The sequence below is a fragment of the Ruminococcus flavefaciens 007c genome, assembly GCF_000571935.1.
Lineage (GTDB): Bacteria > Bacillota > Clostridia > Oscillospirales > Ruminococcaceae > Ruminococcus > Ruminococcus flavefaciens_F.
In genome coordinates this window covers 44,047-63,291 of record NZ_ATAX01000010.1, presented here as the reverse complement: position 1 = coordinate 63,291, position 19,245 = coordinate 44,047, and the positions used below count along the sequence as shown (strand labels likewise).

The 19,245-nt window shown below is 48.5% G+C and carries 18 protein-coding genes; 13 read left to right on the top strand and 5 right to left on the bottom strand.

The window, feature by feature from the left end; genetic code table 11:
• Positions 1-539: 539 nt before the first annotated feature.
• Positions 540-980, bottom strand: coding sequence for a SpoVA/SpoVAEb family sporulation membrane protein (locus RF007C_RS03390; protein WP_037297251.1), 441 nt, complete (start codon positions 978-980; stop codon positions 540-542).
• A gap of 195 nt (positions 981-1,175) precedes the next feature.
• Between RF007C_RS03390 and RF007C_RS03385 the strand changes: the two genes are divergently transcribed.
• Positions 1,176-1,442 carry a sporulation transcriptional regulator SpoIIID gene (locus RF007C_RS03385; protein WP_019679034.1) on the top strand — a complete coding sequence of 89 codons (267 nt, stop codon included), beginning with the start codon at positions 1,176-1,178 and terminating at the stop codon, positions 1,440-1,442.
• 55 nt (positions 1,443-1,497) lie between these two features.
• Here RF007C_RS03385 and RF007C_RS03380 read toward each other — a convergent pair whose 3' ends face one another.
• From RF007C_RS03380 to RF007C_RS03365, 4 genes are read right to left on the bottom strand one after another with little or no spacing between them, the layout of a single operon-like run.
• Positions 1,498-2,868 carry a DUF4340 domain-containing protein gene (locus tag RF007C_RS03380; RefSeq protein WP_037297249.1) on the bottom strand — a complete coding sequence of 457 codons (1,371 nt, stop codon included), beginning with the start codon at positions 2,866-2,868 and terminating at the stop codon, positions 1,498-1,500.
• Positions 2,868-4,394: a Gldg family protein gene (locus RF007C_RS03375; protein WP_037297246.1), complete on the bottom strand. Its 1,527-nt coding sequence runs from the start codon at positions 4,392-4,394 to the stop codon at positions 2,868-2,870. The genes RF007C_RS03380 and RF007C_RS03375 overlap by 1 nt, the downstream gene beginning before the upstream one ends.
• Before the next feature lie 6 nt (positions 4,395-4,400).
• Entirely contained in the window at positions 4,401-5,135 is a 735-nt protein-coding gene (locus tag RF007C_RS03370; RefSeq protein WP_019679037.1) for an ABC transporter permease, read from the bottom strand.
• Between the two features lies 1 nt (position 5,136).
• Positions 5,137-6,171 (bottom strand): ABC transporter ATP-binding protein, encoded by a 1,035-nt coding sequence (locus tag RF007C_RS03365; protein ID WP_037297338.1) that lies wholly within the window; start codon positions 6,169-6,171, stop codon positions 5,137-5,139.
• 578 nt (positions 6,172-6,749) lie between these two features.
• On the opposite strand from RF007C_RS03365, the gene RF007C_RS03360 reads away from it, so the two are divergent.
• The 12 genes from RF007C_RS03360 (at position 6,750) to RF007C_RS03305 (ending at position 19,238) form a co-directional block, all read left to right on the top strand.
• On the top strand, positions 6,750-9,332 hold the full coding sequence (locus RF007C_RS03360) for a glycoside hydrolase family 48 protein (RefSeq protein WP_051456497.1): 2,583 nt from the start codon (positions 6,750-6,752) through the stop codon (positions 9,330-9,332).
• Between the two features lie 238 nt (positions 9,333-9,570).
• Positions 9,571-10,449 carry a YicC/YloC family endoribonuclease gene (locus tag RF007C_RS03355; protein WP_037297245.1) on the top strand — a complete coding sequence of 293 codons (879 nt, stop codon included), beginning with the start codon at positions 9,571-9,573 and terminating at the stop codon, positions 10,447-10,449.
• A gap of 5 nt (positions 10,450-10,454) precedes the next feature.
• Entirely contained in the window at positions 10,455-10,712 is a 258-nt protein-coding gene (locus RF007C_RS03350; protein WP_019679041.1) for a DUF370 domain-containing protein, read from the top strand.
• Positions 10,705-11,310 (top strand): guanylate kinase, encoded by a 606-nt coding sequence (gmk, locus tag RF007C_RS03345; RefSeq protein WP_037297244.1) that lies wholly within the window; start codon positions 10,705-10,707, stop codon positions 11,308-11,310. The genes RF007C_RS03350 and gmk overlap by 8 nt, the downstream gene beginning before the upstream one ends.
• Entirely contained in the window at positions 11,303-11,512 is a 210-nt protein-coding gene (gene rpoZ, locus RF007C_RS03340) for a DNA-directed RNA polymerase subunit omega (protein WP_037297242.1), read from the top strand. Before gmk ends, rpoZ begins: the two co-directional genes overlap by 8 nt.
• The gene (gene priA / locus RF007C_RS03335; protein WP_037297241.1) at positions 11,512-13,962 is read left to right on the top strand and encodes a replication restart helicase PriA; all 2,451 of its coding nucleotides are present in this window, start codon (positions 11,512-11,514) and stop codon (positions 13,960-13,962) included. The genes rpoZ and priA overlap by 1 nt, the downstream gene beginning before the upstream one ends.
• A gap of 20 nt (positions 13,963-13,982) precedes the next feature.
• Positions 13,983-14,450 carry a peptide deformylase gene (gene def / locus RF007C_RS03330; protein ID WP_037297239.1) on the top strand — a complete coding sequence of 156 codons (468 nt, stop codon included), beginning with the start codon at positions 13,983-13,985 and terminating at the stop codon, positions 14,448-14,450.
• Positions 14,450-15,379: a methionyl-tRNA formyltransferase gene (gene fmt / locus RF007C_RS03325; RefSeq protein ID WP_037297237.1), complete on the top strand. Its 930-nt coding sequence runs from the start codon at positions 14,450-14,452 to the stop codon at positions 15,377-15,379. The genes def and fmt overlap by 1 nt, the downstream gene beginning before the upstream one ends.
• Positions 15,380-15,391: 12 nt before the next feature.
• Positions 15,392-16,156 (top strand): zinc metallopeptidase, encoded by a 765-nt coding sequence (locus RF007C_RS03320; RefSeq protein ID WP_019679046.1) that lies wholly within the window; start codon positions 15,392-15,394, stop codon positions 16,154-16,156.
• Entirely contained in the window at positions 16,156-17,448 is a 1,293-nt protein-coding gene (rsmB, locus tag RF007C_RS03315) for a 16S rRNA (cytosine(967)-C(5))-methyltransferase RsmB (RefSeq protein WP_037297234.1), read from the top strand. The genes RF007C_RS03320 and rsmB overlap by 1 nt, the downstream gene beginning before the upstream one ends.
• 9 nt (positions 17,449-17,457) lie before the next feature.
• Positions 17,458-18,516, top strand: coding sequence for a 23S rRNA (adenine(2503)-C(2))-methyltransferase RlmN (rlmN, locus tag RF007C_RS03310; protein ID WP_037297231.1), 1,059 nt, complete (start codon positions 17,458-17,460; stop codon positions 18,514-18,516).
• Complete coding sequence (locus tag RF007C_RS03305) at positions 18,513-19,238, top strand: Stp1/IreP family PP2C-type Ser/Thr phosphatase (RefSeq protein WP_037297228.1); 726 nt, start codon at positions 18,513-18,515, stop codon at positions 19,236-19,238. The genes rlmN and RF007C_RS03305 overlap by 4 nt, the downstream gene beginning before the upstream one ends.
• Positions 19,239-19,245 lie beyond the last annotated feature (7 nt).

The following is a 19,245-nucleotide window of genomic DNA, read 5'->3' as shown; positions in this document are numbered from 1 at the left end:
ACCTCCTGAAAGATTTATAATGGGTTATAGAAATGCTTAACGGGATAAGCGTTAACCATATATAACTACTGAGAATAATTATACCATAAATCTGTTTTTTTGTAAACACTTTTTTTGCTGCATTGTTACGAATTTATCAGGCGTTTTTTTGGCAATTTGCCTATATAGCAGATGATCTGAAGCATTTTGCGTATATTGCTGTACCAAATTTATACACTTGTCAGTATTTTGAAAGAGTATGTTATGAAAAATGCTGTAGTATTTCGTGCTAAACTTGTGCAATTTTACAAAAGTGCGTGAATTTGCTTGACGTAAAGGCTTAAATACTGTATAATAACTATAGTGTTAAATAATTCTTAATTATTAACACTCGTTTTGTTGTCTCCTTTCTTTTGTTCTACACATATTTATTTTCATCTGTTTATCTAAGACGAGCAGGGCATATGCCCTGCTTATTTTTTTGCAGCGTGATGCTGCACATTGTCATTCGTAATCTGCCGGCGTAAGCCGATACAATTGATTACGCATTATAATAGCGTTCAACGACTGAAAAACCAGTATATCATTCCGTAAACTGCAGCGGCAGAGCAGCCGTAGAGTATCACCGGTCCCGCTATGGTGAATATCTTTGCGCCTACGCCGAGCACAGGTCCCTCGGAACGGGCTTCGATGGCAGAGGAGCTTATGGCGTTGGAAAAGCCTGTTATAGGCACAAGAGTGCCTGCTCCTGCCAGCTTTGCCAGCTTCTGGTACCAGCCAAGGCCTGTGCAGATCGAGCTTATCCCCACAAGTATTATGGATGTCCATGTGCCTGCCTCTGTGCGTTCAAGTCCGTATGCTTCAAGTACTGAGAGTATTATCTGTCCGAGGGCGCATATGGCTCCGCCTGTAAGAAATGCAGCTGTCAGATTGGTTCTGTGGTCGGACTTCGGGGAAGTCTGCCGTGTCATATCGCTGTATAATTCCGGTGTGATCTTCATTGCATCAGCTCCTTTTAAAGTATTATGTGCGGATACTGCTGCGTTATACGAAAGATCATGATCTGAAATATGAAGGGCGCCTGATGTATTCGGGCGCTGCATAACTTCGGTAAAGGCTGATTTGTTATCCGCCGTATCATCTATTTCCGTTTCTTTACATATATATTAATAAATGCTATGTAAAGAGGTGATAGAATGAAGGAGCAGCCTGAGGGACGGGCGGTCATGCTCGGCAGGTTTATAGCTGAGAACCGCGCTACTGTCCGCGGTGCAGCAAAAAAATTCGGCATTTCCAAAAGTACGGTGCATAAGGATGTAAGCGAAAAGCTCCGCGGCGAGGATCCCGAGCTTTTTCGCAGAGTCAAGGATATTCTTGAGATAAACAAGCAGGAACGCCATATCCGCGGCGGACTTGCTACAAAAATGAAATATGCGGAGATCGCCTGCCGGCGCAGAAAATAACAGGGCATGAATAAAGCCCGGAAGCAGCACATTACTGCCTCCGGGCTTTGCTTTTTTACAGGTCTGCCAGCTTCTTGAACTTTATGTAGAATTCGCTTATGGAATTTCTTCCTGTCAGCACTGTTTCGTCAACATAGCCGCCGTTGTACTTTCCGTCAAGGAATACGTAACAGCGTCCGTCGTCGCCCTTGACAAGGTCAAGCTTCTTTGTGCCGTCTTCCTTTGTCTCGAATTCTGCCGACAATACGGGATCCTTCAGCCGGGGAGCTGCGTTGATGTCGGTTCCCGAATATTCCAGAATGGATATGGAGTTGAAGAAGTTGTTGAATGCCGAATATATTTCGACTGAGGCAATGTCTGCCTTCTTGCCGTTGTATACGCATTTTGAATTCGCAAGATCGAGTTCGCAGGTGTCTTCGTTGCCGTTGAACTTTACGCTGAACTTATTGGTATCCTGATAAGCTGCAACGATCTTGTTCTTGATTATGTAGTTGAAGGGCTCCTTGTCTACTATGTCCAGATCAGATCTGTAATAGCGCTCTACCTGACCGTCGTCCATGAGAGCCAGACAGTAGGTGGGCTCGTCTTCATTCACGGCAATGGTGATATGTCTTTCGGAATTGTCGATGCCCTTTACGTCTATTTCGGCATAGGGCTTGTCAAATCCGTACTTTGAAAGATCAGTGAGATTCTCGTCCAGCATCTCGTCTGCCTCCAGGCGGACAAAAGTGCTGATAACAGCTGAAACACGGGTATTATCAGTGCCCAGCATATCATATTCTTCGGGGAGCGACCACTTGTCGGCGTCCTTGTCATAGCTGAGATGACAAACCGTCTTGCCTTCCTTGGTGATGGTGAGCTCCTTGATGTCGTGTGCGGAATAGGGGACAAGCATCTTGTTCTTGAGCAGGAGCCTGTCTATCCTGAGTACGCTTCCCTTCATGGATTCGATGGCGTAGATGTTTTCCTTGCCTTCTACTGTGGCGTAGTAATAGTCTCCCATAGGGCTGAGGTCGCCTATATTGATGGTGTGTGTGCCCGAGGGAGCTGTTACGCTGATGGTATCGGGATCGTCAAGTCCGTACATCTTCAGCTTTTCATCGGTGATGGGACCGTAATTCGTCTCTGCTTTAAGGTCTGAAAGATACACGCAGATGAGCTTGCAGTAATCCTGGTCTACAGGGAATTCACCGCTGCTGAGAGTCCATGTCTCGCCGTCGGTCTGAGCGATGTATTTTTCATTTTTGTTGCTGAACTCTATCTGTGTGGGGCTGTAAGGATCAAAGCTGAACAGCACATTGTCTGCCAGCTGCTCCTTTACCTGCTGTTTTTCCTTGTCCTTGTTGTGCTTTACTGCCACATAGGCTCCCACAGAGCCGCCTGCGGCAATGATCATGGCAACAAGTGCGATTATTGCTTTTTTCATCAGGAATGTCTCCTTTTAAGCCATACTGCTACGCCTATGCCTGCAATGATAAGCGGTATCACATAGACTACTGCCATGACTGTCTTTGCTTCGCCTGCGTCCCTGAAGGTCATCTTGTCGTAGGAATTGAATTTGTTTTCAACACCGAACTGTACGTCGGCGTCGTAGAGCCATGTGTTGCTGAAAAGTGTAAGAGTCTGTGTACCGGAGACGTCTACGTTCAGAAGATCGTTGTCTATAGGTGCCGAGGTTCCGAGTACGAACATCTTTGCGTTGGATTCCTTGTTGTAGGAATAATAGCCGAAGTCCAGCGCCATTCCCGTGAGATAATCATCAGCCTGCTGAGCTGTTACTTCGTCGCCGCCCATGGACTTGCTGGCGGTGGTATAGCCTGTCTCACCCGTCTCTGCGTTAGTGGTGGAGATGTTCTTTATTATGGACGAGCGCTCTGTATAAGCTGCTCCGGGGAAGCTGTCCTCCGGGATCTCGGTAAGGCTTCTGGGATATGCTATACCTGCAACATAATCGCCCTTTGAGATAAGATAATTGAGGTCTGAGGTGAGATCCTGTGTGAACTCACTGTTGTACTGGCTTCCTGCGGGATATTCAACGCGGAAGTAGTTCTCGTTCTGTGTGTATTCTCTGTCATCGAGCATATTCGCGCGGGAAGTCTCGGTAACGATGTTATAATCGAGGATAAGTCCGAAGTATTCCATTACGGCTTCTATATTGTAGAAGCGTCCCTCTGTTTCGCAGGGATCAAGAAGAAATGAGATCGCTCCGCCGTTCTCGGCGTAGTCCAGGATGATGTCCTTTTCCTTTTCAGTCAGATCCTTCTGGGGAGCTACAAGGTAAATGATCTTTGCATTGGCGGGGATGCTGCCTTCCTTTTCAAGATCGAGCTCCTGCACGTCGTAGTCCTTGGCCTTGAGCTGTAATGCGAATGACGAGAGATTTCCATCGATGGACTTTTCGCCGTGGCCTGTCAGGAAGTATATAGCAGGAAGTGAACCGCTGGCGCAGGTAGCGATAGCGGAGTCGATAAGAGCTTCGCCTGCGAATTCGCGGACGCCTGACTGATTCTCCTGGAAGAACTTGCCATGAGCAATCTTCTTGCTTACGTTGTTGCACTTTACTACAAGATCACCGGCTTCAAGGGAGAGGATATTGTTGGGATCCAGTTCCTTCGTGAGAGCTGCGTTCTCATTGGGGTTGAAGCAGGTGAGATTAATATTGTCGAATTCGTCAAGCTGTGTGAGTGTGTGATAAAGGGGGAGAAGCTCTGAAGCCTCTGCCTTCTTGAATTTCTCCAGCTTGTAAAGGAAGTAAAGGTCTATCTCCTTGTCGGAGTTGTCGTTTATGAGCTTTACTGTCTTATCGTTGAGAGTGTACTTCTTTGAAGGAGTCATATCAAAGCCCTTGTCGTAGTAGCTTACGATAAGGTTTATCGGTACGAATATGAGAAGCACGAGGACAGCGAGTATAAAGGCGAATGCACCCGAAAGATTGAGTTTTTTCTTTTTCATATCAGCTTACCCCCTGTTCCAGCGTCTTTTCTCTATGGTTATGTAGGTCCATACGAGAAGAACGATTATAGCCGAGGCAAAGAACACCAGATCCGAAAGACGTATGAAGCCCTCCGAGAAGTAAGCAAATCTTGGCTGTGCGGCAAATGCGTAGATAACAGACTGAAGCTTCGGGTACTGTGAGATGAATGGAGTATTCGCAAGGTCGTCCACGAAGAGCAGTCCGAACATGATGACCTCGCCTACGATAGCGGCGATAACGGGTGTTTCCATAAAGGAGGAGATGAGCATACCCAGTGCGATATACATTGCTCCCCAGCAGAAGATGCCTATGTATGCGCATATGAGCTGGCTGACAACTACCTCGCCCTTCATGGAGGTGATTATGGGGAATACCACAGTGCCTGCCAGCATGAAGAGGTATACGGTTATGTTGGCAAGGAACTTTGCGATAACTATCTTGGCTGTGCTTACGGGAGAGGTCATGAGCAGTACCTCTGTGCCGTTCTTGCGCTCATCCGCAAATGTTCTCATGGTGAGGATAGGAATGAGGAAGATAAAGTAAAGGATTACGGAATAGAACATTTCCGTGAAGGAGAATGCCCAGGTATTGGTTTCCTCGATCTGTGCGATACCTGTCGAGAAGCTCAGCGAGAACAGCAGCATGAAGAGAGCTGCCATTGCATAGGCAAAGGGAGTATAAAAGAAGGATTGCAGCTCCTTTTTGTAAATAGGGAACATATTACTCTTCCTCCTTTTCTTCTTCGCCCTGGTCTTCGGCATCAGCCTCGGACTCATCGGGAGTTTCGTCAAGGAGCTCCTGAAGTCCCGACTTCTTTACTGGACGGTTTATGAGCTCGATGAATACGTTTTCGAGATTGGGCTTGTCCGTGAATATCTCAATGATGCTTACGTGGTTTTTGAGGCAGTCGTCCATGATACTGTCTCTGATGGCATCGGCATCGCCTTCCAGCTGTACTGTAAAGGAATAGATATCATTGCCTTCGTCATCGATGGAGGTGATCTCCTTTACGCCCTTTGTGGTCTCTATGATAGAGGCTGTCTTTGACTTGCTGCCCTTGACCTTGAGATGGAGCACAAGAGAATTCACAAAGGATCTTTCAAGATTCTCGATGGTATCTATGGCGCGGATATCGCCCTTGTTGATGATGACTACCCTGTCGCAGATAGCGCTTACCTCACTGAGAATATGTGAGCTGAATATTACCGAATGTTCATTTTTGAGGTCCTTGATTATAGCGCGGACCTCGGCAACCTGATTGGGATCGAGTCCGACTGTGGGCTCGTCAAGGATGAGGAACTTGGGATTGCCCAGGAGTGCCTGTGCAAAGCCCACACGCTGCTTATAGCCCTTTGAGAGGTTGCGTATGAGCTTGCCTTCCACGTCCTTTATCTTGAGAAGCTTCATTACGCGTTCGATCTCGTTTTTTCTTTCTCCGCGGGGAACTCTCTTGAGACCTGCGCAGAATGAGAGGTACTCCTTTACCTTCATATCGGGATACACGGGTGGTATCTCGGGAAGATAGCCTATGTTGCGCTTGGCCTTTCCTGGCTCCTTGGTGATGTCGGCGCCGTAAATGGTCACGGTGCCGTCGGACATGGGCAGGTAACCTGCGATCATGTTCATGGTAGTGGATTTGCCCGCGCCGTTCGGCCCGAGAAATCCAAGGATCTCATTATCATTTATTGTAAAGCTTATATGATTGACGGCACGATTGTTGCCATAATATTTCGTAAGATTTTCAATAGTAATCATGAGCTGCTCCTTTCCGATCATAAATCAAAAATAAGGTAAAAACAAGATGCTATTATCTCATTATAGCATACTGTTTTATTATCGCAGAATAACATTAACGCATAATGAACAAAATATGAATATAATGTTAATTCAACGCAAGAGGGGCAAGAAGACATACCATAACGTGTGTACCTGTTACGGTAAATATTATAGCCAATGTGTGAGGGTTTGGTGAAAGATAATTGTTGGTGCGATGAATGTTTCAGCATTTTGTTTGACTTTGAAACGTGTTAATATCTCGTTCATAAATGGCGGAAAACATGGATTTTTCGGGTGGACAAAATGTACAAAAAAGGTTTTGTTATTGTGTGCATTGCACCAAAAATGACATTGGCCAAATGGTAAAACATCTTAAACTGTTGACACAAAGTGAAATGTGGAATATAATTATCTTGAAAATAGTTTGAGAATTGTGTGCAGTCTGCGTGAAAATGCACACAGTGTACGAAGTATTTTCGTATGCGTCTTCTATTATAATAGAAGACTGATCATCCATTTTTTTAACCACTATACTATTATGAGAGGGGTAAAAACAAATGATAAGCAAAAAGAATAAGGCTCTCGCAGCAAGCGTTCTTGCAGCTGCAATGTCCGCAGCAGCAGTTATGCCTTCTATGGCTTCAGCTGCTACAAAAGCACCCAGCTATGCTGAAATGTTCTCATCTCTTTATGAAGATGTTGTAACAAACGGTGAGCAGAACGGCTACCTCAGCAAGCAGAATAACGGTTCAGGCTTCGGTATTCCTTACCATTCAGTAGAAACATTTATCGTTGAGGCTCCTGACTACGGTCACGAGACAACATCAGAGGCTATGTCATACATCGTATGGATGGCTGCTATGCACGATGTTCTTGCTAAGCAGGGCGTTATAAGCGGTTCTGCAGGCGATCTGAAGAAGGCTTGGAACACAATGGAAGCTATGATCCCCGGCTGGTCAAAGGCTGCAAACAGAACTGACATCGAGTATGAGTCAATCTGGAAGCTCGACAGACTCAAGGCTGACGTTGCTGAAGAGTGTGACACTCCCGAAGAGTATCCTTCAAAGCAGCCTGATGTTGAGGCTGTAAATCCTCTGTTCGAGACATTCAAGTCTGCATACGGCAGCGATAAGGGCTACTACCTCATGAACTGGCTGGCTGACGTTGACGACTGGTATGGCTTCAGCAAGGGCACAAAGGGTGAGGGTAAGTTTACTTTCATCAACACCTTCCAGAGAGGTGAACAGGAGTCTTGTTTCGAGACAGTTCCTGCTCCTTGTCTTGAAGAGCTTAAGTGGGGTATGGAGAGCACTGATCAGAATAACGGTAACGGTATCAAGGCTATCTTCAACGGTAAGGACAAGGTTCCTTCACAGTACTCCTTCACAAATGCTCCTGACGCTGAGGATCGTGCTATCCAGGCTGTTGCATTTGCAAACTACTACAATGCAGGCGATTCATCCGTATCTGCTCTCGCAGGTAAGATGGGTGACCAGTGCCGTAACGATATGTTTGATAAGTACTATAAGGAGATCTCTCCTTCTGTTACACTTACAAGCCCGACTGCAGGCCTGAAGTCACAGCACTTCCTCATGGCTTGGTATACAGCTTGGGGCGGAGCTCTCAAGGCTTCATACGGCAACTATTCATGGGCATGGCAGATCGGCTGCTCACACTCACATCAGTTCTATCAGAATCCTCTTGCTGCTTACGCACTCCTTTATGATAAGGATATCAATGCCGGTATGCAGTCAAGCAAGGCATCTGACGACTATACTGAGTCTCTCAAGAGACAGATCGAAATGTATCAGTGGCTCCAGTCTCAGGAAGGTCCTTTCGCTGGTGGTTGTACAAACAGCTGGAGAGGCCGTTATGAGACTTATCCTTCAGGCCACGCTACATTCTATGAAATGGCTTACGTTCCTCATCCTGTATACGCAGATCCTGGTTCAAACCACTGGATCGGTAACCAGGTATGGTCAACTCAGCGTCTTGCAGAGCTTTATTACTATGTAACAAAGGACGGCGATAAGTCCGGCCAGAAGTACGGCGGACTCGATCTCGATGTTGCTCTCGACAAGCTCCTCAGCAGATGGATCGGCTGGTTCGAAGAGAATACTCACTTCGACTATGATGATAAGGACGGCAATCACTTCTCATATTGTATTCCTTCAACTCTTGACTGGGGTGCAAATGATACAGACTACACATGCACACCTGATACATGGTCAGGTACATACAGCGAGACTGCTAACAGCAAACTCCACTGCACGATCGGCGGTTACGGACAGGGAGACGTTGGATGCGTATCCTCACTCTGTAATACACTTATCTACTATGCAAAGGCTAAGGGCGTAGATCCTAAGTATTCTCAGGAAGAGGGTACAACTGTTGAAGAGAAGGCTCTCTTACTCGCTAACAAGCTCCTCACATACCAGTATGAGCAGGGCCGTGATGATATCGGTATTACATTTACCGATCATAACCCCAGCCTTAAGAGAGTATTCGATCAGAAGGTTTATATCCCTGATTACTACAAGGGCGAAATGCCTGACGGTTCTAAGCTTGAGCCCGGCGCTACATTCTCATCGATCCGTAAGAGCTATGAGAAGGATAAGATGTGGCAGGAAGCTAAGAAGTACCACGAAGGCGAAGGTACAGATAACAACGGTGACGGCAAGGTTGATATCTCAGACTACGAGTTCCAGTATCACAGATTCTGGCACGCCGGTGATGCAGTTGTATCTTATGGTACAATGGCACTCCTCTTCCCTGAGGTTGATCCTTATAGCGGAAGTACAACTTCTTCAACAACCACAACAACCACAACAACAACAACTACAACAGCTCCTATAACAACAACAACTACACAGGGTGGCGGCGACGTTACTGTTACACTCTGGGGCGATGCTAACTGTGACGGAACTGTTGACCTTGCAGACGCTATCCTCATCATGCAGTCACTTGCTAACCCCAACAAGTACGGCATCGGCGGCACAGCTGCTAAGCCTCTTACAAAGCAGGGCCAGGCAAATGCAGATGTTGATACATCTACAAAGGGCCTCACAGGCGATGACGCTGTAAAGATCCAGGAGTATCTCCTTAAGAAGATTGCTTCTCTCGATCCTACAAAGGCTTAAGTCTGAGTTATAATGTATAACAGAGCTGCACGGTTTATCCGTGCAGCTTTTTTGTGCGGATACGGGGCTTTGATATGTGCTTTTGCAGCAGAGGAAGGCCTTGGCGCAGACGCCTTCGGGCAAGAGGCGTTTGCCCCAATATTTTCTGAAAAAAGCTTGCATTATCTATAAAAATATGTTATAATATTATAATAGCATATTTATGCAAAAAAATATCTCTCAGAAAGCAGGCGATAAGGTGCTTAGAAGTATGACAGGCTACGGAAGAGCGCAGCAAATACTTAACGGACGAGACATCCTTGTGGAGATCCGTTCCGTAAATCATAGATATTACGAGTATTCGTCAAGAGTTCCGAGAACCTTCAGCTATATCGACGAAAAGCTGAAGGCGCTCCTGAAAACCAGCATATCCCGCGGCAAGGTAGAGGTCTCTGTAACTATCAATAATATCGAGGGTAAAGATACCGAGATCGCTATAAATAAGGGCGCCGCAGAAGGCTATGTCAACGCACTCAGAAGCATTGCCGACGAGCTGGGCGTCGAGGACGATATCACACTTTCAAAGCTCATGAAGCTTCCGGATATATTCAATATCCAGAAAACTCCCGACGACGAGGAACAGGTGTGGGACGATGTTTCCCATGTGGCTTCGGAGGCTATAAACCGTTTCGTTGAAATGCGCTCCGTTGAAGGCGAGCGCCTTAAAAAGGATATTACCGATAAGGCTGAGGGGATCCTCGGCATGGTCGCAAAGGTCGAGGAGCTCTCTCCCAAGACCGTTGAAAATTACAGGAACAGGCTCTACAAGAAGCTCAGCGAGGTTCTTGAGGGCAAGGACATAGACGATCAGAGAGTTATCACCGAGGCTGCCGTTTTTGCTGAAAAGATAGCAGTCGACGAGGAGACTGTACGTCTCAGGAGCCATATCGCTCAGCTGGAGAATATGCTTGCAGGCGATGAGGCAGTGGGAAGAAAACTGGACTTCATCGTTCAGGAGATGAACCGCGAGGTAAATACCATCGGTTCAAAGGCTCAGGATCTCAATATCACAAAGGTAGTTGTTGATATGAAGGCAGAGATCGAGAAGATCCGCGAACAGATCCAGAATATAGAGTAATCGCCATGAAGCTCATAAATATAGGTTACGGAAATATGGTATCCTCAGAGAGGATAGTTGCCGTGGTCAGCCCTGAATCAGCGCCTATAAAGCGCCTTGTTCAGGAGGCTCGCGACGACGGAAGAGCTGTGGACGCTACCTACGGACGAAAAACAAGAGCCGTGATGATAATGGACAGCGGTCATATCATACTGTCGTCACTTATCACCGAGACTCTTGCTTCAAGAATAAACGGATCGGGAGGATCTGACGACGATGAATAAAGGCAGACTTATTGTATTTTCCGCTCCTTCAGGCTGCGGAAAGGGCACTATGCTGGCAGAGATACTCAAGGACGAGCGCTTTGCGGTATCTGTATCGGCAACTACAAGAGCTCCGCGTGAGGGTGAGCAGGACGGTGTGAATTATCACTTCCTCACCCGTGAGGACTTCGAGCAGCGCATCGCTGACGGCAAGTTCATCGAGCACGCTGAATACTGCCGCAATCTCTACGGTACACTTGTCAGCGAGGTGGACGGCAGGATAGAGCAGGGACTCAACGTTATACTGGAAATAGAGCCTCAAGGTGCTATGAAGGTGCGCGAGAAGCGTCCCGATGCCATATTTGTTTTTATAGTTCCGCCTTCCATCGGAGAGCTCAGACGCAGACTCAAAAAACGCGGCACGGAGACCGACGAGGTCATCGAGGAGCGTATATCCAAGGCTGCATGGGAGATCTCACAGGCTGAAAAATACGATTACGTCATAGTCAACGACGCCCTTGAGGACGCTGTCAGCGATTTCTTCACGGTAATACGTGCAGAACAGCTTAAACAGGAGTTTTCGGGCGATATTATAGAAGAGGTGTTGAAAAATGCTTAGACCTGCAGTAAATCAGATCATCACAAAGAACGAGAGCTGCTATTCGCTCGTTATCGCAGTTGCGAAGCGTGCAAGACAGATCTCGGAGGATCTCTATCAGAACGGCGAGACTCTTGAGGAAAAACCCGTAAAGACAGCCGTTGAGGAGCTTGCCAGCGGCAAGTGCAAGATAGTAAGCACAGTTCCGCAGAACGCCGAATAATGCCCCTTATTGCGGAGACCGCAGTCAGCGGGACAGCCTATTCCTTTGATATGCTGTTCAGCTATGCCGTCCCCGAAAGGCTTGCGGCAGCTGCTGCCTGCGGCTGTCGGGTGCTTGTTCCCTTCGGCAGAGGCAACAAGCGCAGGATAGGTGTTGTTATGAAGCTCTCGGAGGGCAGTTCAAAGGGACTGAAATCCATCGTGTCCCTTGTGGATGAGAAGCCTGTTATATCCGGGGAGCTTCTTCAGCTTGCCTTTTATCTGCGCGAACAGACCTTCTGTACTTATTTTGATGCGGTAAAGACCATGCTTCCGCCTGCAATGAGCGTGAGCGCCAAAGAGACGTTCAGGCTTGTTAAGAATTTCACGGATATATCGTCCCTCAGCGAGGATGCAGCCCGGTTCCTGGAAACACTCTGCTGTGCTTCCGACAGCGCTTCCCTCAATGATATTATCGGACAGCATATCCTCGATAACGGCAGGAGGCTTCCCGACGAGCTCTGCGACGCAGGTGCCCTGGACTCGGACAACGTCTTCAGGCAGGCTGTGGGCGATGCGGCTGTCAGGATGGTGCGTCTCACCGATAGGTATATGAGTTCTCCCGAGAAATTCGACCTTACTCCAAAGCAGAAAAAAGCTGCGGATTTCCTTGCGGAATACGGCGCTGCTGCGGTAAAGGAAGCTGCCTATATGTGCGGCATTACCGAGGCTGTCATAAAGCGCCTCTGCGCAAACGGAGCAGCCGAGGAGTACGAAGCGGAGGTACTGAGAAAAGTCGAGGATCTTGCCGATGAAGCGAGATCTCCCGAGGATATAGTACTTTCCGAGGAGCAGCAGAAAGCCCGCGACGCGGTCTATGCTCAGATCGCCGACAGAAAGCCTGCGGTATTCCTGCTTCACGGAGTGACAGGAAGCGGAAAGACCTCGGTATTTGAAAAGCTCATAGACGATACGGTGAAGTCGGGCAGACAGGCAATGCTGCTGATACCCGAAATAGGACTCACACCGCAGATACTCAAACGCTTCAGGTCGATGTTCGGCGAGAGAGTCGCTGTTATACACAGCGGACTTTCCCACGGTCAGAGACTTGACGAATACAAGAGAATAAAACGGGGAGACGCTGACATCGTTATCGGTACGAGAAGCGCTGTTTTCGCTCCCCTTGACAATATAGGCCTCATAATTATAGATGAGGAGGGAGAGCGCTCCTATAAATCGGACAGCTCTCCGAGATATACCACTCACGATATAGCCAAGCAGCGCTGTGCGTACCACGGTTCGGTGCTGCTGCTGGCTTCGGCAACGCCTTCCATCGAGAGCTATTACCTCGCCGAAAGGGGAGCGTACAGGCTCCTTGAGATGAAGGAAAGGTATCAGAACGCACCGCTGCCTGAGGTGAGCATAGTTGATATGAACCTTGAGCGCGGAGAGGGCAACCGCACGGAATTCAGCCGCAGACTTGCAGCGGAGATAAGCGCTAACCTGAAAAACGGCGAGCAGACCATACTGCTGCTGAACAGGAGAGGCTATCATACCATTATAAGCTGCTGTGACTGCTATCAGCCTGTGTACTGCCCCAACTGCTCGGTGCCTCTGACCTACCATAAGAAAAACAACAAAATGATGTGCCACTACTGCGGCTACGTCAGCGAGCCCGTGACGGTGTGTCCGTCCTGCGGCTCGGAAAGACTGAAGAATATGGGCTTCGGAACCCAGAAGCTGGAGGAGGAGCTTTCCACATTCTTCCCGTCGGCGCGTGTGCTTCGCATGGACGCTGACACCACCTTCTCAAGGTATTCTTACGAGAAGAACTTCACGGACTTCCGTGAGGGAAAGTATGATATAATGATAGGCACCCAGATGATAGGCAAGGGACTTGATTTTCCCAATGTCACGCTGGTGGGAGTCCTGTCAGTGGATAAGGCTCTGTACGCAGGGGATTTCCGCAGCTATGAGCGTACCTTTTCGCTTATCACTCAGGTGGTGGGACGGGGAGGCCGCGGCGGAAGCAGAGGACGGGCGGTCCTCCAGACCTTTATTCCCGAGCATTATATCATGAACCTTGCGGCGGCTCAGGACTATAAGGGCTTCTACAATGAAGAGATAGCCATCCGCCGTGCAATGATATTCCCGCCTCTGTGCGATATGTGCATCTTCTGCTTTTCGGGAAATGAGGACATATCTGTAAGACTGGGCGCGGAAGCGGTACTGAAGCTTATGAACGAAAGGCTCAGGGAGCTTCAGCCGAAAACACCCGTAAGGGTACTGGGACCTGTGCGCTGCTCTTACGGCAGGATAAACGGCAGGTACCGATACAGGATAATAATGAAATGCAAAAACACTGCCGAGATGAGGAGATTCATAAGCGGTATCCTCACAGAGTCGGCAAAGCTCAAAGAAATGAAAACTACAGCCCTCTATGCCGATATGAACGGCGATGTGGGCGTCTGAAAGGCAAAAGGAACTGAAAAATGGCACTTAGAAGAATTTTAACCGATAAGGATGAGATACTCCACAAGGTATGCAAGCCTGTGGATAAGTTTGACGAGAAGCTTGCACAGCTGCTCGACGATATGCACGAGACTCTCAATAAGGTGGACGGAGTGGGACTTGCTGCTCCTCAGGTGGGCATATGCCGCAGATTATTCATAATGCACCTTGGCGAGAACGACATCGTCGAGGCTATAAACCCCGAGGTAACAAACAAAGAAGGAAAGCAGCGCGTTCAGGAGGGCTGCCTCTCCTGTCCCAATGTATGGGGCTATGTTACAAGACCCATGAGCTGTCACCTTAAAGCTCAGGACCGCAACGGCAACTGGTTCGAGCGCGATTTCACAGAGCTGGGCGCACAGTGTACCTGTCATGAGAACGACCACCTTGACGGACACGTATTTACCGAGATAGTTGAAGAATTCTTCGTACCCGAGGAGAGCAAATAATGAAAATAGTTTTTATGGGAACTCCCGATTTTGCCGTACCCTGTCTGCGTACTCTTGCAGAGAGCAGCCACGAGGTGGCGGCAGTGTTCACACAGCCCGATAAGCCTAAGGGAAGAGGCTATAAGCTCATACCCACACCTGTTAAGGCTGCGGCTGAGGAATACGGTATTCCCGTTTATCAGCCTCTTTCGCTGAGAAAGGGTGAGGACGCAGAGGAGTCCATGAGGATACTCTGGGAGACAGCTCCCGATCTTATAGTGGTAACTGCTTACGGACAGATACTTCCGAAGGAGATACTGGAGCTGCCGAAATACGGATGTATAAATATCCACGCTTCGCTCCTGCCGAGATACAGGGGAGCAGCTCCCATAAACTGGGTGCTCCTCAACGGCGAAAAGGAGACGGGCGTTACCTCCATGCAGATGGGCGAGGGACTTGACACAGGCGATATACTCATAAAAAAAGCCACAGAGATAGGTAAAAACGAGACCTATGAAGAGCTTTATGCAAGACTCTCGGCTATGGGCGGAGAGGTGCTTGCCGAGACTATAGACGCACTGGAAAAGGGCACTCTTACACCCGAGGTGCAGGACGACAGTCTCAGCTGCTATTCTCCTATGATACGCAAGGAGATGAGCGCACTGGATTTCAATAAGACAGCTGCCGAGGTGCATAATACCATACGCGGAGTCACAGGCTTCACTCTGCTTGAGGGCAAGCGCCTGAAGGTATTTGCTTCGGAGCTTGCTGAGGGCAGCTTTGACAGCGCAGAGAACGGAGCTGTTGTTGATACAAAGCGTTTTGCTGTAAAATGCGGCGACGGCAGAGCAGTCATATTCCGTCAGGTGCAGCCCGAGGGAAAAAAGCGCATGAATACTGAGGACTTCCTCAGAGGCAAGAAGCTTGCTGAGGGCGAGCTCCTCGGATAAGGAGGAAAAAATATGTTTATTTCTGGATTAACAACACTTCTTATAAGATACGGTTACTATTACGGCTACGGCGGCACCCGTGCAGGCGGCGGAAATTACGGTCTGTATATCCTTATATTCCTGGCGATGATGATACTTCCTATCATAGCACAGATCAACGTTTCCTCTACCTTCAAGAAGTACAGCCGCGTAGGCAATTCAAGAGGTCTTACTGCGGATCAGGTGGCAAGAATGATACTTGACTCCAACGGTCTGCACCATATACAGATCGAGCACATCAAGGGAAACCTCACCGATCATTTCGATCCCAGGACCAATATCGTAAGACTTTCCGACTCGGTATACGGAAAAAGCTCCGTAGCAGCCATAGGCGTTGCAGCCCATGAGTGTGGTCATGCCTGTCAGCACGCCGAGAACTACGCTCCCATAATCTGGAGAAGCAAGCTTGTACCCGTTACCAATCTGTGTTCACACCTCTGGTATCTGGTACTTATCATAGGCGTTGCACTCAGCAGCCTTACTATCGGAACATCACTTATCTATGTATCCATTGCTATGTTCTTCGCAGTAGTGGTATTCCAGCTGGTAACACTTCCCTGTGAGTTCAATGCGAGCAACAGAGCTCTCAGGACTCTTGAGAGGGACGGCATACTGGAAATGAACGAGATCCCCCAGGCAAAGAAGGTGCTGAAGGCAGCAGCTCTCACATACGTTACAAGCCTTGTGGTATCACTGCTCCAGCTTCTCAGACTCCTTATGTCTGTCAGAAGAAGATAATGACGGATCCCAGATACCTTGCTGTGAAGCTCTTGGATAAGACATTCGGGAGCTGCAGCTATTCAAATATACAGCTTGACAGCGGTCTGAAGAATTCAGGCCTTGACGACAGGGGAAAGAAGCTGTGCTCTGCCATATACTACGGTGTCATAGAGCGCAGGATAACCCTTGACCACATCATCGGCGGTCTCAGCTCACGTCCCATAGCAAAACTTGACAGCATAGTGCTGAATATACTGCGCTGCGGAGTTTATCAGATAAGCTATATGGACAGCGTCCCCGACAATGCGGCGGTAAACGAGAGCGTGGCCCTTGCAAAGAAATTCCGCAAGACCAGCGCTTCTGGCATGGTCAACGCGGTGCTGAGAAACTTTATCCGCGGCGGAAAGGCTCTTATACTGCCAAAGGACAGCCTGAAAGCCCTGTCGGTAAAGTATTCGGTTCCCGAGGAAATGGCAGCGGAGCTTGCAAAGAACTACGGCAGCGAGGCTGCTGAAAAATTTCTTGCTGCTTCCCTTGAAAAAAGTGTAACATATCTCAGGCGCAATACGACTATATGTACAGAGGAAGAATTTGTTGCCGCACTGGGCGATATAAAGGCGGAAAGACTTACTGACTGCTGCTATGCCGCGGAAAGCGGAGATGTCACCGCAACAGAGGCGTTCAGAAAGGGATTTTTCCATGTTCAGGGCCTTGCTTCACAGCTTTGCTGTGAAGCGCTTGCTCCCACGGAGCAGGACAGAGTCCTTGATATATGCGCAGCTCCCGGAGGCAAGACCTTCACCATGGCCGAGCTTATGAAGGGAAAAGGCGAGATATACGCATTCGACCTTCACGAAAAGCGGGCAGAGCTTATCCGCAGAGGCGCCGAGAGACTTCACCTCAAAAATATCAAGGCAGCAGCGGGGGACGCAACAAAGTTCAATCCCGACCTGCCGAAGTTCACTAAGATACTCTGTGATGTCCCGTGCTCTGGACTGGGAGTCATCGGCAGCAAGCCCGAGATAAAGTACAAGAATATCTCCGACTTTGCAGGGCTCCCCGATATACAATATAAAATAGTGTGCAATGCGCTGAACTACCTCGAAGCCGGAGGCACTCTGGTATACTCTACCTGTACGGTGCGCAGGGCAGAGAACGAGGAGGTCTGCGAAAGACTTCTCCGTGATCATCCCGAGGTGGAGGCCGTGGAGCTTCCCGAAATGCTCGGGGAAAGCTTCGGCACAATGGCTTTACTTATGCCGCCGAAATTCGGAAGCGGCTTCTTTATAGCAAAATTCAGGAAAAAGTAAGGTGATAAATTGGAAAAAGTCGATATTCTCAGTCTTGATCTTGACGAACTGACAGAAGCTCTTATTGCTCTGGGTGAGAAGAAATTCCGCGCAAAGCAGATATTCCAGTGGCTTCATGTAAAAAGAGTCTTTGATTTCGACAAAATGACTGATATATCTATCCAATTACGCAGTGCTTTAAAAGAAAAATTTTGTATAAATGGACTATTTATACAGAAAAAGCTTGAATCTGCTATAGATAATACGGTAAAATATCTTTATAGGCTTTCTGACGGCAATTTTGTCGAGACTGTCCTCATGGAGTACAATTACGGGTACAGCATCTGCGTTTCCACTCAGGTGGGCTGCAAAATGGGCTGTAACTTCTGTGCTTCCACGATAGCAGGCTACGTCAGAGATCTTGCCGCCTCGGAGATCCTCATGCAGATCTACGAGGCTGAACGTGATTCGGGCAGACGGGTATCGGGAGTGGTGCTTATGGGTATTGGCGAGCCTCTCGATAACTTTGATAACGTTATGAAGTTCCTTGCACTGCTGTCCCATAAGGACGGCAATGATATGAGTCTTCGTCACGTTTCTCTCTCCACCTGCGGCATAGTGCCCAGGATATACGAGCTGGCTGACAGAAAGCTCCAGCTCACGCTGTCTGTGTCCCTCCACTGTGCGGACAACGATGGCAGGAGCAAGATAATGCCTGTGAACAGAAAATATGATATCAGCAGTCTTATGGAAGCCTGCCGGTACTATATAGATAAGACGGGACGGCGCATAACCTTTGAGTACGCCGTTATTGACAGCGTCAATTCATCCGCTGCGGACGCTGATAAGCTTGCGGCGCTGCTGCGCGGTATGAACTGCCATGTGAACCTTATCCCCGTCAATAAGGTCAGGGAAAGAAATTATCACACAGTCCGCTCGGGCGTCGCAGAATTTGCGAAACAGCTTGGCAGACGGGGGATAAATGCTACCGTGAGAAGAACTCTCGGCAGCGATATTGAAGCGGCCTGCGGTCAGCTGAGACGCGACGCGGCCGAACAGAACAGAAAGAATGGGGGTGCGGATACTTGAGATTTCGCTGCGGCACGGATATAGGTCTCAGGCGCGAGGAAAACCAGGACGCCGTGAGATGCGAATATTTCGGCCATAATGTTCTTGCCGTCGTCTGCGACGGTATGGGCGGTGAACGTGCAGGCAAGGAAGCCAGTGCACTCGCGATCGAAGAATTCTTCCAGCGCTTTTCGGCTGACTACAAGGAAAGCCTGAGCGATGAAGATATCCGCAAGCTCCTTATCTCCTCGATCTCGGCAGCAAACTCCGTAATATATACGCGGGCGAGATTTGATTTTACAAATTTCGGCATGGGTACCACCTGTGTAGCTGCCTTCGTCACGAAAAAAACAGCCTTCATTGCCAACGTCGGCGACAGCAGAGCCTATCTGATAACCGACACGGGGCTGGTCAGGATAACTACCGACCACAACGTAGCTTCGGTGCTCTACGAACAGGGCAAGATCACCGAAGAGGAAATGGAGGTACACCCTCAGAAGCATATGCTGGTACGTGCGGTGGGCGTTGAAAAAACAGTGCTCACAGACACCTTTATGCTGGATTACGAGGACAAAATCAGTCTGCTGCTGTGTTCCGACGGCCTTTCGGGATACTGCGGCGACGATGAAATATACAGCGTCATATTAAATTCCGATTTTGATGATGTTGCAGACGAACTTATTAAATTAGCGCTCCGAAAGGGCGGCCGCGACAATGTTACCGTTGCGGTAATTTCTGACTAACGCAGGA

Excerpts from the sequence above, each read along its gene's own strand:
- RF007C_RS03390 (WP_037297251.1), bottom strand. The coding sequence starts at position 980 with ATGAAGATCACACCGGAATTATACAGCGATATGACACGGCAGACTTCC.
- RF007C_RS03385 (WP_019679034.1), top strand. The coding sequence starts at position 1,176 with ATGAAGGAGCAGCCTGAGGGACGGGCGGTCATGCTCGGCAGGTTTATA.
- RF007C_RS03380 (WP_037297249.1), bottom strand. The coding sequence starts at position 2,868 with ATGAAAAAAGCAATAATCGCACTTGTTGCCATGATCATTGCCGCAGGC.
- RF007C_RS03375 (WP_037297246.1), bottom strand. The coding sequence starts at position 4,394 with ATGAAAAAGAAAAAACTCAATCTTTCGGGTGCATTCGCCTTTATACTC.
- RF007C_RS03370 (WP_019679037.1), bottom strand. The coding sequence starts at position 5,135 with ATGTTCCCTATTTACAAAAAGGAGCTGCAATCCTTCTTTTATACTCCC.
- RF007C_RS03365 (WP_037297338.1), bottom strand. The coding sequence starts at position 6,171 with ATGATTACTATTGAAAATCTTACGAAATATTATGGCAACAATCGTGCC.
- RF007C_RS03360 (WP_051456497.1), top strand. The coding sequence starts at position 6,750 with ATGATAAGCAAAAAGAATAAGGCTCTCGCAGCAAGCGTTCTTGCAGCT.
- RF007C_RS03350 (WP_019679041.1), top strand. The coding sequence starts at position 10,455 with ATGAAGCTCATAAATATAGGTTACGGAAATATGGTATCCTCAGAGAGG.
- gmk (WP_037297244.1), top strand. The coding sequence starts at position 10,705 with ATGAATAAAGGCAGACTTATTGTATTTTCCGCTCCTTCAGGCTGCGGA.
- rpoZ (WP_037297242.1), top strand. The coding sequence starts at position 11,303 with ATGCTTAGACCTGCAGTAAATCAGATCATCACAAAGAACGAGAGCTGC.
- priA (WP_037297241.1), top strand. The coding sequence starts at position 11,512 with ATGCCCCTTATTGCGGAGACCGCAGTCAGCGGGACAGCCTATTCCTTT.
- def (WP_037297239.1), top strand. The coding sequence starts at position 13,983 with ATGGCACTTAGAAGAATTTTAACCGATAAGGATGAGATACTCCACAAG.
- fmt (WP_037297237.1), top strand. The coding sequence starts at position 14,450 with ATGAAAATAGTTTTTATGGGAACTCCCGATTTTGCCGTACCCTGTCTG.
- RF007C_RS03320 (WP_019679046.1), top strand. The coding sequence starts at position 15,392 with ATGTTTATTTCTGGATTAACAACACTTCTTATAAGATACGGTTACTAT.
- rsmB (WP_037297234.1), top strand. The coding sequence starts at position 16,156 with ATGACGGATCCCAGATACCTTGCTGTGAAGCTCTTGGATAAGACATTC.